Raw genomic sequence first — 13,844 nt, 5'->3', positions numbered from 1 at the left:
GTTCTCCTCAGAAGCCGGTAGGGGTGCGAGTGTGCCAGTCAGTGTTCAACTGGTACTGGTGCGCCACATTGAGCAGGCGGCCTTCCTGGAAATACGGGGCGAGCAATTGCACGCCGACCGGCAGGCCATCGACGAAACCGGCAGGCATGGACAAGCCCGGCAGGCCCGCGAGGTTGGCGGTGATGGTGTACAGGTCTTCGAGGTAGGCAGCCACCGGGTCGCCGTTCTTGGCGCCGAGCTTCCAGGCCGGGTTCGGCGTGGTTGGGCCGAGGATCACGTCGACCTGGTCAAAGGCCGCCATGAAGTCGTTCTTCACCAGGCGTCGGATTTTCTGGGCCTTGAGGTAGTAGGCGTCGTAGTAACCGGCCGATAGGGCGTAGGCACCGACCATGATTCGGCGCTGAACTTCGGCGCCGAAGCCTTCGCCACGGGAGCGTTTGTACAGGTCGGTAAGGTCTTTCGGGTTTTCGCAACGGTAGCCGAAGCGCACGCCGTCGAAACGCGACAGGTTCGAGGAGGCTTCTGCCGGCGCGATCACGTAGTACGCAGGAATTGCGTGCTGGTTGTTCGGCAGGCTGATTTCCTTGATCACCGCGCCGAGGCCTTCCAGCGTCTTGACGCTGTTGTGTACCAACTCGGCAATACGCGGGTCGAGGCCGGCGCTGAAGTATTCCTTCGGCACACCGATGCGCAGGCCCTTGATCGAAGTATTCAGGCTGGCGCTGTAGTCCGGCACAGGTTCATCGATGCTGGTGGAGTCCTGTTTATCGAAGCCTGCCATGCCTTGTAACAAAATTGCGCAGTCTTCAGCAGTTCGGGCCAGGGGGCCGCCCTGATCCAGGCTGGAGGCGTAGGCGATCATGCCCCAACGGGAAACGCGACCGTAGGTCGGTTTCAGGCCGGTGAGGTTGGTGAAGGCCGCAGGCTGGCGGATCGAGCCGCCGGTGTCGGTGGCTGTGGCGGCAGGCAGGAAGCGCGCGGCTACGGCGGCAGCCGAGCCACCCGACGAACCGCCGGGCACGTGCTCCAGGTTCCACGGGTTTTTCACCGCGCCGTAGTAGCTCGACTCGTTGGCCGAACCCATGGCGAATTCGTCCATGTTGGTCTTGCCCAGGGTCACGGCCCCGGCGGCGGCCAGCTTGGACACCACGGTGGCGTCATAGGGAGCTTTGAAGTTGTCGAGCATCTTCGAGCCGCAACTGGTGCGAATGCCCTGGGTGCAGAACAGGTCCTTGTGGGCGATCGGTGCGCCCAGCAGTGCGCCGTTTTCACCGTTGGCGCGACGTAGGTCGGCGGCCTTGGCCTGGCTCAAGGCCAGTTCTTCGGTGAGGCTGATGAAGCTGTTGACCTTTGGATCGTGCTCGGCGATGCGCGCCAGCAGGGTCTTGGTCAGTTCTTCGGAAGAAAACTTTTTGTCGGCGAGACCGCGGGCGATCTCGGCCAGAGTCATGTGATGCATTGCAGGCTCTTTCCCTTTAGTCGATGACTTTCGGAACCAGGTACAGGCCGTTTTCGACCGCTGGCGCGATGGACTGGTAGGCCTCGCGATTATTACTCTCGGTCACGACGTCTGCGCGCAGGCGCTGGCTGGCTTCCAGCGGGTGAGCCAGAGGCTCGATGCCGTCGGTATTCACGGCCTGCATTTGGTCGACCAGCCCGAGAATGCTGTTCAGGGCTGCGGTGGTCTGTGGAAGATCGGCATCATTGAGGCCAAGCGAGGCCAGGTGCGCGATTTTTTCCACGTCGGAGCGTTCAAGCGTCATGGGAATCTCCAGTGGAAAACAGAACGGAGGCTGTCCGTGTGTTAGATTGTCGGAACACTACCGCATTTCTACGGTCTTACGGCCGCGATTGTGGGGTTAGGTGCACAGAAAGTCGGCCAATTTAGCACATTGGCGCCTTGCCCAAAATCCCTGTCGTTGTTAGAGTTTGCCGCACTTTTTTACCCACGCGTTGCCTAGGGTCCCTTTCCCATGTTCAAGAAACTGCGTGGCATGTTTTCCAGCGATCTTTCCATTGACCTGGGCACTGCCAACACCCTTATTTACGTGCGCGAGCGCGGTATCGTCCTGAATGAGCCATCGGTTGTGGCCATTCGGACCCATGGTAATCAGAAAAGTGTCGTTGCCGTCGGCACCGAGGCCAAGCGCATGCTCGGCCGTACACCAGGCAATATTGCTGCCATTCGTCCGATGAAAGACGGCGTGATCGCCGACTTCAGTGTCTGCGAGAAGATGCTGCAGTACTTCATCAACAAGGTTCACGAAAACAGTTTCCTGCAGCCCAGCCCTCGTGTGCTGATCTGCGTTCCATGCAAATCCACCCAGGTTGAGCGTCGTGCCATCCGTGAATCGGCCCTTGGCGCCGGTGCCCGTGAAGTGTTCCTGATCGAAGAGCCAATGGCTGCCGCGATCGGTGCCGGCCTGCCGGTAGAGGAAGCGCGCGGTTCGATGGTGGTGGATATCGGTGGTGGTACCACTGAAATCGCCCTGATCTCCCTGAACGGTGTGGTGTATGCCGAATCCGTACGCGTCGGCGGCGACCGCTTCGACGAAGCGATCATCACCTACGTGCGTCGTAACTACGGCAGCCTGATCGGCGAATCCACTGCCGAGCGCATCAAGCAGGAAATCGGTACTGCCTACCCGGGCGGCGAAGTGCGCGAAGTCGATGTGCGCGGTCGCAACCTGGCCGAAGGCGTTCCACGTGCCTTCACCCTGAACTCCAATGAAGTGCTGGAGGCTCTGCAAGAGTCCCTGGCCACCATCGTTCAGGCCGTGAAGAGCGCCCTGGAGCAATCGCCGCCGGAATTGGCTTCCGATATCGCCGAGCGTGGCCTGGTGCTGACCGGTGGTGGCGCCTTGCTGCGCGACCTCGACAAGCTGTTGGCCCAGGAAACCGGCCTACCGGTGATCGTCGCCGAAGACCCGCTGACCTGCGTCGCCCGTGGCGGTGGCCGTGCACTGGAAATGATGGATAAACACACCATGGACCTGCTTTCCAGCGAATAAGCCTTTGCTGATTAGCCCATGTTTCGCCCGCAGGCAGCACTTTGCAGTGCTGCCTGTTGGCGTTTATCTTCTTCAATCTGCATCCAGGCCGGTTAGATGCCGTATGAATAAAGAGAACATTTGCCTGGGAGGAGCGGCCTATTAAACCGCTTTTCGCCAAAGGCCCCTCATTGGGCGTGCGCCTGTTGGTGCTGGTCGTGCTTTCGGTCGCGCTGATGGTGGTCGATGCCCGCTTTGCACTGCTCAAGCCCGTGCGTAGCCAGATGTCGCTGGTGTTGATGCAGACCTACTGGATCACCGACCTGCCGCAACGTCTGTACCAGGGCGTGGCCAGCCAATTCGGCAGCCGCACCGAGCTGGTCGCCGAGAACGAAAAACTCAAGACCGAAAACCTGCTGTTGCAGGGGCGCATGCAAAAGCTCGCGGCCCTCACCGAGCAGAACGTTCGGCTGCGCGAGTTGCTCAATTCTTCCGCGCTGGTCAACGAAAAGGTCGAAGTGGCCGAGTTGATCGGCATGGACCCCAACCCCTTTACCCATCGCATCATCATCAACAAGGGTGAGCGCGACGGTGTGGTCCTTGGCCAGCCGGTGCTCGACGCCCGTGGCCTGATGGGCCAGGTGGTAGAGCTAATGCCCTACACCTCGCGGGTATTGCTGCTGACGGACACCACACACAGCATCCCGGTGCAGGTAAACCGCAACGGCTTGCGTGCGATTGCCAGCGGTACCGGTAACCCTGAGCGGCTGGAACTGCGCCATGTGGCCGATACCGCTGATATCAAGGAAGGCGACCTGCTGGTCAGTTCCGGCCTCGGTCAGCGTTTTCCGGCGGGTTACCCGGTAGCGACGGTCAAGGAAGTGATCCACGACTCAGGCCAGCCGTTCGCCATCGTGCGTGCCGTGCCCACTGCCGCGCTGAACCGCAGCCGCTACCTATTGCTGGTGTTCAGCGACAATCGCACCCCCGAAGAGCGCGCCAACGAAGCCGCCCAGGCCCAGGAAGCGGAAGACAAGAAGAACGGCACTGCGCCGATCGTTCCTGCCACCGTACCCAAGCCGGCCACTACCCCGCCGGCCACGCCTGCGACCGCGCCGGCAACTGCGGCGCCGGTGGCTACACCTGTCAAGCCTGCGGCGCATCCGGTTAAACCGGCTGCGACCAAACCTCCCACGTCGACGCCGGCCACCACCACGCCGGCCACCAAACCGCCTGCTGCTGCCCCGGCTGCCCGCCCAGCGGCGACCGCTCCGGCCACCACGCGCCAGAGGGAGGAATAATGGCCAGTACACATTCACGCAACGGTTGGATCGTCTGGCTGACCTTCGCCATCGGTATGCTGCTGAGCGTTTCGCCGCTGCCGCAATTCATGGAAATCCTGCGCCCGCTCTGGCTGGCATTGCTGCTGGCCTTCTGGTCGCTGAACCTGCCGCACAAAGTCGGCATGGTCACCGCGATGTTCCTGGGCTTGGCAGAAGATGTGCTCTATGGCACGTTGCTGGGCCAGAACGCGTTGATCCTGACCCTGATCACCTTCCTGGTGCTGTCGTTGCAGCAACGCCTGCGCATGTTCCCGATGTGGCAACAATGCCTGGTGATCCTGGTGATCTTTGGCCTGGCACAGCTTGTCCAGCTCTGGCTCAGCGCCCTGACCGGCAACCGCCAACCCACCCTGGCGCTGGTGCTGCCGGCGCTGGTGAGTGCTTTGCTGTGGCCATGGATCAGCTTCGGTCTGCGTGGGTTGCGTCGTCGCTATAAAATCAATTGAATGGATTGCGAGGCTCTGCCTGGTTATCGAACCCTACAGGGAGAGGCTGCAATGAATTCGCTTTACCTGGCCTCGGGCTCTCCGAGGCGGCGTGAACTGCTGACCCAGATCGGTGTGCCCTTCACCGTGGTCAGCGCCGCTATTGATGAAACACCTCTTACTAATGAACCCGCCGTTGCCTACGTCGAGCGCCTTGCGCGCGGCAAGGCTGCGGCGGGTTTTGCTGCGCTCGGGCAAACCTCGGGCGCCTGTGTGCTGGGGGCTGATACTGCAGTGATTGTCGATGGCAAGATCCTCGGCAAACCTGTGGATCAAGCCGATGCCCTGGCCATGTTGATGGCCTTGGCGGGGCGTGAACATGAAGTGCTCACCGCCATTGCCCTCACTGATGGCCAGCGCAGCGAGACTGTTTGTGTAAGCAGTCGTGTACGTTTTCGCGGTATTTCTGTCGAGGAGGCTACAACCTACTGGCACAGTGGCGAACCCCAGGACAAGGCGGGCGGCTATGCTATCCAAGGGCTGGGCTCGGTGTTTGTCGCCGGGCTCAATGGCAGTTATTCGGCCGTGGTAGGCCTGCCGGTGTGCGAAACCGCGCAACTGCTCGACCAATTCGGCATACCCTGTTGGCAAAACCTTACCGTGCGCTGAGCGTCGTATCCCAGCGCCCAGCCTTAAGCGACCGGTCACTATTGTGAAAACGCCTGAACGAGACCCAGCCATGAGTGAAGAGATTCTGATCAATATCACGCCGATGGAATCGCGCGTGGCGGTGGTAGAGAACGGTGTTCTGCAAGAAGTCCACGTTGAGCGCACCCAAAAGCGCGGGATCGTCGGCAACATCTACAAAGGCAAGGTGGTGCGCGTATTGCCGGGGATGCAGGCCGCATTCGTCGATATCGGCCTGGACCGTGCCGCCTTTATCCATGCTTCGGAAATATCCCTGCGCGAAGGCCCTGCGGTAGAAAGTATCAGCGCCCTAGTGCATGAAGGGCAGAGCCTGGTGGTGCAAGTCACCAAGGACCCCATCGGTTCCAAGGGTGCGCGCCTGACTACCCAGCTGTCGATTCCGTCACGCTACCTGGTCTACATGCCGCGCACCGCGCATGTGGGTATTTCCCTGAAGATCGAAGACGAAGCCGAGCGCGAACGCCTGAAGAAAGTAGTCAGCGACTGCGTGGCCGCCGAAGGCATCAAGGAAGCCGGTGGCTTTATCCTGCGCACCGCCGCTGAAGGCGCGGGTGCCGATGAAATCCTCATGGACATCCGCTACCTGCGACGCCTGTGGGACCAGATCGATGCACAAATCAAGACCATCGGCGCGCCCAGCGTGATCTATGAAGACCTGGGCCTGGCCCTGCGCACGCTGCGCGACCTGGTCAGCCCGAAAATTGAGAAAATTCGCATCGACTCGCGGGAAACCTTCCAGCGCACCACGCAATTTGTTGCCGAGCTGATGCCGGAAATTGCCGACCGCCTGGAGCACTATCCCGGCGAGCGGCCGATCTTCGACCTGTATGGCGTCGAAGATGAAATCCAGAAAGCCCTGGAGCGCAAGGTGCCACTCAAGTCCGGTGGCTACCTGGTGGTGGACCCGGCGGAAGCCATGACCACCATTGACGTCAACACTGGCGCGTTCGTGGGCCATCGCAACCTCGAAGAGACCATCTTCAAGACCAACCTCGAAGCGGCCACCGCGATTGCTCGCCAACTGCGCCTACGCAACCTGGGCGGCATCATCATCATCGACTTCATCGACATGGAAGATGAAGAGCATCAGCGCCAGGTACTGCGTACTCTCGAAAAGCAACTGGAGCGCGATCACGCCAAGACCAACATCATTGGCATCACCGAGTTGGGCCTGGTGCAGATGACCCGCAAGCGCACCCGGGAAAGCCTGGAGCAGGTGCTGTGCGAGCCGTGCAGCAGTTGCCAGGGCCGCGGTAAATTGAAGACCCCGGAAACGGTTTGCTACGAGATTTTCCGTGAGATCCTACGGGAGGCGCGGGCCTACCAGGCCGAGGGTTACAGGGTGCTTGCCAATCAGAAAGTGGTCGACCGGCTGCTGGATGAAGAATCCGGTAACGTTGCCGAGCTGGAGGGTTTTATCGGCCGCACGATACGCTTCCAGGTCGAAACCATGTATTCCCAGGAACAATACGACGTGGTGCTGCTCTGATCCCCAATCGTTTTCCTTTTATGAGACGAGCAGGCCTTGATCTGCCGTCCGACTACCGCCTTGAGGGTCGCCTGACATGGAGCGTCTGATACGCTTTTTTGCCGCTTTGACCCGTTGGGGCCTGGGCCTCTGTGCCTTGCTGCTGGTATTGGCGGCCGTGTACGTGAGCCTGGGCCGTGAATTGACGCCGCTGGTGGCCGAGTACCGTGCAGAAGTCGAGGCCAAGGCCCAGGCTGCTGTGGACATGCCCCTGCATATCGGCAGCCTGGAAGGTCGCTGGAGCGGTTTCGCGCCGGTATTGCTGGCCCATGATGTGATGGTGGGCGAGGGCAGCAGTGCCCTTCGCCTGGATCAGGTCGAAGTGGTGCCGGATATCTGGGCCAGCCTGATGGCCCGCGAAGTGCGCATTGCGCACCTGCAAGTCAGTGGCCTGCAACTCAGTGTGAAGGAAGACAAGGACGGCAAATGGGCCCTGCAGGGCCTGCCCGTGCAAGACGACCAGCCGCTGGATCCGGAGCAGGTGCTAAAGCGCATGCAGACGGTCAAGCGTGTGTCGCTGCTCGACAGCCAGGTGACGTTGCAGCCGTTTGACCAAGCGCCGGTGACCCTGACATATGTCGGCCTGAGCCTGCATACCGGCGCCGTCCGTCAGCGCCTCGATGCACGCCTGACCCTGCCCGACGGCCAGCCGCTCGCCGTTAACCTGCGCACCCGTATTCGTGCCAGCCAATGGAAGGATGCCGAAATCCAGGCCTACCTGAGCCTGCCGCAAAGCGACTGGGCCAAGTGGATCCCGGCCAAGCTGACCCAACAGTGGACACTCACGCAATTCAAGGCTGGCGGCGAATTCTGGCTGAGCTGGGCCAACGGCACCGTGCAAAGCGCGGTGGTGCGCCTCAACTCGCCACAAGTGAAAGGCAGCTACGCCGACCGTAAGCCTGTCCATATCGAAAATCTCGCCCTTACCGCCTACCTGCAGCGCAGTGAAACTGGCCTCAAGGTGTTGTTCGATTCCCTGGCGATGAACCTGGGTGAAACACGCTGGGAATCGCGCCTGCAGTTGCAGCAGACGCTGGCTACCGACAAGGACCAGGAAGTCTGGAAGCTTCAGGCCGACCGCCTGGACCTCACGCCGATCACGCCGCTGCTTAATGCGTTGGCGCCGTTGCCGGAGGGTTTGGCCAAGACTGTGCAGCATCTGAAGGCCACCGGCCTGCTACGTAACGTGCTGGTGGACTTCCGTCCACATGACACCACCGATCAAAAAGTCAGCTTCGCTGCCAACCTTGAACGCATTGGCTTTGATGCCTACTTCGGCGCGCCGGCCGCGCGCAATGTGTCCGGCAGCATCAGCGGCGACCTGGGTCATGGCGAGTTGCGCATGGACAGCAAGGATTTTTCCCTGCACCTCGACCCGATCTTTGCCAAGCCTTGGCAGTACATCCAGGCCAACGCGCGCCTGACGTGGAAGCTGGACGAGGAAGGCTTCACCCTAATCGCGCCGTATATCAAGGTGCTGGGCGAAGAGGGCAAGGTGGCCGCCGACTTCCTGATCCGCCTGCATTTCGACCACAACCAGGAAGACTACATGGACCTGCGGGTCGGCATGGTCGATGGCGATGGGCGTTTCACCCCCAAATACCTGCCGGCGGTGTTGAGCCCGGCGTTGGATGAATGGTTGCGCACCGCGATTCTCAAGGGCGCGGTGGACCAAGGCTTCTTCCAGTATCAGGGTTCGTTGAACCACGACGCACTGCCGGCCTCGCGCAATATCAGCCTGTTTTTCAAGGTGCATGACGCCGAACTGGCATTCCAGCCGGGCTGGCCTCACGTGAGCAAGGTCAATGGCGAAGTGTTTGTCGAGGAAAGCGGCGTGCGCATCCTGGCCAGCAAGGGCCAATTGCTCGACACCAAGGTCAAGGATGTCTACGTCAATATTCCCCACGCGCCTGCGGGCAAGGACAGCCATCTGCTGCTCACGGGTGGTTTTGCCGGTGGCTTGGGCGATGGGCTCAAAATCCTCCAGGAAGCGCCGATCGGCACCGCCTCGACCTTCGCTGGCTGGAAAGGCGAGGGCGACCTGCAGGGGAGCCTGGACCTCGATATTCCGCTGGCCAAGGGCGCCGAGCCGAAGATCGTAGTGGACTTCAAGACCGATAAGTCGCGCCTGCAACTGGCTGAACCCACCCTGGACCTGAATCAGCTCAAGGGCGACTTCCGTTTCGACAGCGCCAAGGGCCTCAGTGGCCAGAACATCACGGCCCAGGCGTTTGACCGCCCGATCACTGCGCAGATCTTTGCCGACGGCAAGCCGGGCAATATCAGCACTCGCGTGACTGCCAAGGGCCAGGTCACGGTCAAGCGGCTGACGGACTGGCTGAATATCACCCAGCCGCTGCCGGTATCCGGCGATATTCCGTACCAGTTGCAACTGACCCTAGACGGCGCCGACAGCCAGCTGATGGTCAGCTCCAACCTCAAGGGCGTGGCGGTGGATTTGCCGGCGCCGTTCGGCATGCCGGCCAGCCAGGGGCGCGACAGCGTGTTCCGCATGACCTTGCAGGGTGCCGAGCGCCGTTATTGGTTCGATTATGGCGAGCTGGCAAACTTTACCTTTGCCGCGCCGCCGGACAAATTCAATGATGGCCGTGGTGAGCTGTTCCTGGGGGATGGCGATGCCGTGTTGCCGGGTGCCAAGGGCTTGCGCATTCGTGGGGTCTTGTCGGAACTCGATATCGACCCGTGGAAAAAACTGGTGGACCGCTACGCGGGCAACGATCCGGGTGGCAGTGCCAAGCAACTGCTCAACGGCGCCGACTTCAAGGTGGGCAAGCTGACCGGGATGGGTACCCAGTTTGATCAGGTCAATTTGCAGCTGGACCGCAAGCCTGCGGCGTGGGGACTGCAATTCAGCAGCCAGCAAGCCAAGGGCACGGTGAACCTGCCGGACGCCAAAGGCGCGCCGATTGCGATCAACCTGCAATACGTGAAGCTGCCGGCGGTAGACCCAACCGTGCAGGCGGATGAAAACGCACCGGATCCCTTGGCAAATATCGATCCCAAGGACATTCCAGCGCTGGATATCGCCATAGATCAGTTGTTCCAAGGCCCGGACCTGATAGGTGCCTGGTCGCTGAAGATCCGCCCGACCGCCAAGGGCCTGGCCTTCAGCAATCTGGACCTGGGCCTGAAGGGCATGCAGCTCAAGGGGGCCGGAGGCTGGGAAGGCGGGGCCGGTGACAGCAGCAGTTGGTACAAGGGCCGCCTGGACGGCAAGAATATCGGCGATGTCCTCAAGGGCTGGGGTTATGCGCCCACTGTGACCAGTCAGGATTTCCACCTGGATGTGGACGGACGCTGGCCCGGTTCGCCGGCCTATGTCGGGCCCAAGCGGTTCTCCGGCAGCCTGGATGCGGCGTTCCGCAACGGCCAGTTCGTGGAAGTCGAGGGGGGCGCCCAGGCCCTGCGGGTGTTCGGCCTGCTGAACTTCAACTCCATCGGGCGTCGGCTGCGCCTGGACTTCTCGGACTTGCTTGGCAAGGGCTTGAGCTATGACCGGGTCAAAGGCTTGCTGGCGGCCAGCAATGGCGTGTTCGTGACCCGCGAGCCGATTACCATGACCGGGCCGTCAAGCAATCTGGAGCTCAATGGCACCCTGGACCTGGTGGCTGACCGCGTGGATGCCAAGTTGCTGGTGACGCTGCCGGTGACCAACAACCTGCCGATTGCGGCGTTGATCGTCGGGGCGCCGGCCATTGGCGGTGCGTTGTTCCTGATCGACAAGTTGATCGGTGACCGTGTTTCACGCTTCGCCAGCGTGCAATACAAGGTCGAAGGCCCGTGGAAGGATCCGAAAATCACCTTCGACAAGCCATTTGAAAAGCCAAACTGAGAGCCTGTGGAGTAGCATGGCCGCATGCCCTTTATGGAGTGTCGGCCCATGTCCTTTGCGGTAATTCAAATGGTCAGCCAGAGCGATGTGCTGGCCAACCTGGCCCAGGCCCGGCGCTTGTTGGAGGAAGCGGCGGCAGGCGGTGCAAAGCTGGCGGTATTGCCGGAAAACTTCGCTGCCATGGGCCGCCGTGACGTGGCCGACATCGGCCGCGCCGAAGCGCTGGGCGAAGGCCCGATCCTGCCATGGTTGAAACAGACCGCGCGCGACCTCACCTTATGGATAGTGGCGGGTACTTTGCCATTGCCGCCTAAAGACCAACCGCACGCCAAGTCCAATGCCTGCTCGCTGCTGGTCGATGATCAGGGTGAAATCGTTGCCCGTTACGACAAGCTGCACTTGTTCGATGTGGACGTTGCCGACGCTCGCGGGCGTTATCGCGAATCCGACGACTATGCTTTCGGGGGCAATGTGGTGGTGGCGGATACACCCGTTGGTCGCTTGGGCCTGACAGTGTGTTACGACCTGCGCTTCCCCGAGCTGTACAGCGAATTGCGCGCGGCGGGGGCTGAATTGATCACTGCGCCTTCAGCGTTTACGGCCGTAACCGGCGCTGCGCACTGGGACGTGCTGATTCGCGCGCGGGCCATCGAGACCCAGTGCTACCTGCTGGCGGCCGCCCAGGGGGGCGTGCATCCGGGGCCACGGGAAACCCATGGCCATGCGGCGATTGTCGATCCCTGGGGGCGCGTGCTGGCACAACAGGATCAGGGCGAAGCGGTGTTGCTGGCCGAACGCGATAGCAGTGAACAAGCGTCGATTAGGGCGCGCATGCCGGTGGCCAACCATCGGCGCTTTTTCTCGCAGGGCGCACAGCGGCCTGCTTCGGAACGATGAATTTAAGGCCATACCTATGAGCGAGTTGTTGTCCTCAGTCAGTGAACACCTCCTGGCACCCGGTGGCGTGACCATCGAAAGTTTGCAAACCGTGCTGGGCGATCTTGCCGGGCCGGGCATCGACGCGGCCGACCTGTATTTCCAGGGGCAGATCTCCGAGTCCTGGGCCCTGGAAGACGGCATTGTCAAGGAAGGCAGTTTCAACCTTGACCAAGGTGTGGGTGTGCGTGCGCAATCCGGCGAAAAAACCGGCTTTGCCTACAGCAATGCGATCACCCTTGAGGCCTTGGGCCTGGCCGCCCGTGCCGCGCGCTCTATTTCCCGGGCCGGGCAAAACGGCACGGTGCAGGCGTTCAGCACCCAGGACGTGACCCAGTTGTATGGGCCGGACAACCCGTTGGAAGTGATGACCCGTGCCGAAAAAGTCGACTTGCTCAAGCGTGTCGATGCCGCGACGCGTGCGTTGGATCCGCGTATCCAGCAGGTGACCGTGAGCATGGCCGGCGTGTGGGAACGCATTCTGGTGGCGTCCACCGATGGCAGCCTGGCGGCGGATGTGCGCCCCTTGGTGCGCTTCAATGTCAGTGTGATCGTCGAGCAGAATGGTCGTCGCGAGCGCGGCGGCCATGGCGGCGGCGGGCGTACCGACTATCGCTATTTCCTCACCGACGACCGTGCCATGGGGTATGCCCGCGAAGCGCTGCGCCAGGCGCTGGTCAACCTGGAAGCGATTCCGGCACCGGCCGGGACCTTGCCGGTGGTGCTGGGTTCGGGTTGGTCCGGCGTGCTGCTGCACGAAGCGGTCGGTCATGGCCTGGAAGGTGATTTCAACCGCAAGGGCAGCTCGGCGTACAGCGGGCGTATGGGCGAGATGGTTGCGTCCAAACTTTGCACCATCGTTGATGACGGCACCCTGGCCGGGCGTCGTGGCTCGCTGAGTGTCGATGACGAAGGCACCCCGACCGAGTGCACCACCCTGATCGAAAACGGTGTGCTCAAGGGCTACATGCAAGACAAGCTCAACGCCCGCCTGATGGGCGTGGCTCGCACCGGTAACGGTCGCCGTGAATCCTATGCGCACCTGCCGATGCCACGCATGACCAACACCTACATGCTCGGTGGCGAAAGCGACCCGGCAGAAATCATTGCGTCGGTGAAGCGCGGCATCTATTGCGCCAACCTCGGTGGTGGCCAGGTGGATATCACCAGCGGCAAGTTCGTGTTTTCCACCAGCGAGGCTTACCTGATCGAAGACGGCAAGATTACCGCGCCGGTCAAGGGCGCAACGTTGATCGGTAACGGTCCGGAAGCCATGAGCAAGGTGTCGATGGTCGGTAACGACCTGTCGCTGGACAGCGGCGTGGGCACGTGCGGGAAGGATGGGCAGTCGGTGCCGGTGGGTGTCGGCCAGCCTACGCTGAAGATTGATGCGATCACCGTGGGTGGCACGGGGGCGTAGACGCGGGAGCTTCGGGTGGCGAAGGCCGCCACCCGGGGAAGAGGATCAGCGCAGGCCGCGTTGAGTCTCGTCCAGCTCACGGATGTACTTGAAGATTTTACGGCTGGTGGCCGGCGCCTTGTTATGCGCCTGCTCGTGCTGGGCCTGACGGATCAGGGAGCGCAGTTGCTGGCGGTCCGCGTCCGGGTAGTCCAGTACGAATTTTTCCAGCACGGCGTCATCGCCCGAGATCAGGCGGTCACGCCAACGTTCCAGGTTATGGAAGCGTTCGTTGTACTGGCGAGTGGAGGCATCGGTTTGATCGAGCAAGGCCAGAATGGCGTCAGTGTCCTGATCGCGCATCAGTTTGCCGATAAACATGATGTGCCGTTTACGCGCGATATTCGCGGTGTGCTTGGGCGCATCCGCCAAGGCCCGGCGCATTTCGTCGGTCAATGGCAGTTTTGCAATCAAATCCTTCTTGAGCGTTGTAAGGCGCTCGCCGAGGTCAACCAGAGCATGCAGCTCACGTTTGACCTGGGTTTTGCTTTTCTCCCCATCGAGGGAGTCGTCGTAAGAATCAACCATGGTGGCAGTCCGCAAAGAAACGCCGCCATGATAACCAGTCGGGGGCCGCTTGTCCGGCCCGGTCGCTCGATGGC

11 protein-coding genes are annotated in these 13,844 nt (G+C 61.4%); 8 read left to right on the top strand and 3 right to left on the bottom strand.

Going from position 1 to position 13,844, the window contains the following annotated elements; translation table 11 throughout:
* Positions 1 to 7: 7 nt before the first annotated feature.
* Positions 8 to 1,459, bottom strand: a complete 1,452-nt coding sequence (gene gatA / locus CWC48_RS05935; protein WP_100491483.1) for an Asp-tRNA(Asn)/Glu-tRNA(Gln) amidotransferase subunit GatA — start codon at positions 1,457 to 1,459, stop codon at positions 8 to 10.
* A gap of 16 nt (positions 1,460 to 1,475) precedes the next feature.
* Positions 1,476 to 1,763, bottom strand: a complete 288-nt coding sequence (gatC, locus tag CWC48_RS05930) for an Asp-tRNA(Asn)/Glu-tRNA(Gln) amidotransferase subunit GatC (RefSeq protein ID WP_010213142.1) — start codon at positions 1,761 to 1,763, stop codon at positions 1,476 to 1,478.
* Between the two features lie 210 nt (positions 1,764 to 1,973).
* Here gatC and mreB point away from each other — a divergent pair, with 210 nt between their 5' ends.
* From mreB to tldD, 8 genes are all read left to right on the top strand, one after another.
* Positions 1,974 to 3,011 carry a rod shape-determining protein MreB gene (gene mreB / locus CWC48_RS05925; RefSeq protein WP_002555108.1) on the top strand — a complete coding sequence of 346 codons (1,038 nt, stop codon included), beginning with the start codon at positions 1,974 to 1,976 and terminating at the stop codon, positions 3,009 to 3,011.
* Positions 3,012 to 3,151: 140 nt separating this feature from the next.
* On the top strand, positions 3,152 to 4,291 hold the full coding sequence (mreC, locus tag CWC48_RS05920) for a rod shape-determining protein MreC (protein ID WP_100491482.1): 1,140 nt from the start codon (positions 3,152 to 3,154) through the stop codon (positions 4,289 to 4,291).
* The gene (gene mreD, locus CWC48_RS05915) at positions 4,291 to 4,779 is read left to right on the top strand and encodes a rod shape-determining protein MreD (protein WP_016976217.1); all 489 of its coding nucleotides are present in this window, start codon (positions 4,291 to 4,293) and stop codon (positions 4,777 to 4,779) included. The genes mreC and mreD overlap by 1 nt, the downstream gene beginning before the upstream one ends.
* Positions 4,780 to 4,830: 51 nt before the next feature.
* Positions 4,831 to 5,427, top strand: coding sequence for a nucleoside triphosphate pyrophosphatase (locus tag CWC48_RS05910; protein ID WP_078046881.1), 597 nt, complete (start codon positions 4,831 to 4,833; stop codon positions 5,425 to 5,427).
* 70 nt (positions 5,428 to 5,497) lie between these two features.
* Positions 5,498 to 6,955 carry a ribonuclease G gene (gene rng / locus CWC48_RS05905; RefSeq protein ID WP_071491141.1) on the top strand — a complete coding sequence of 486 codons (1,458 nt, stop codon included), beginning with the start codon at positions 5,498 to 5,500 and terminating at the stop codon, positions 6,953 to 6,955.
* A gap of 76 nt (positions 6,956 to 7,031) precedes the next feature.
* Positions 7,032 to 10,847, top strand: a complete 3,816-nt coding sequence (locus tag CWC48_RS05900) for a YhdP family protein (RefSeq protein ID WP_100491481.1) — start codon at positions 7,032 to 7,034, stop codon at positions 10,845 to 10,847.
* Positions 10,848 to 10,895: 48 nt separating this feature from the next.
* Entirely contained in the window at positions 10,896 to 11,744 is an 849-nt protein-coding gene (locus CWC48_RS05895) for a carbon-nitrogen hydrolase family protein (protein ID WP_100491480.1), read from the top strand.
* 16 nt (positions 11,745 to 11,760) lie between these two features.
* Positions 11,761 to 13,203 (top strand): metalloprotease TldD, encoded by a 1,443-nt coding sequence (tldD, locus tag CWC48_RS05890; RefSeq protein ID WP_078046884.1) that lies wholly within the window; start codon positions 11,761 to 11,763, stop codon positions 13,201 to 13,203.
* 45 nt (positions 13,204 to 13,248) lie between these two features.
* Here the strand turns inward: tldD and yjgA are convergent, their stop codons facing one another.
* On the bottom strand, positions 13,249 to 13,770 hold the full coding sequence (gene yjgA / locus CWC48_RS05885) for a ribosome biogenesis factor YjgA (protein ID WP_017138246.1): 522 nt from the start codon (positions 13,768 to 13,770) through the stop codon (positions 13,249 to 13,251).
* Positions 13,771 to 13,844 lie beyond the last annotated feature (74 nt).

Origin of the sequence: Pseudomonas sp. S10E 269, assembly GCF_002798465.1 — a bacterium.
In the GTDB taxonomy this organism is placed as follows: domain Bacteria; phylum Pseudomonadota; class Gammaproteobacteria; order Pseudomonadales; family Pseudomonadaceae; genus Aquipseudomonas; species Aquipseudomonas pergaminensis.
The sequence above is the reverse complement of the archived record's forward strand: the minus strand, read 5'-3'. Positions and strand labels throughout refer to the sequence as shown.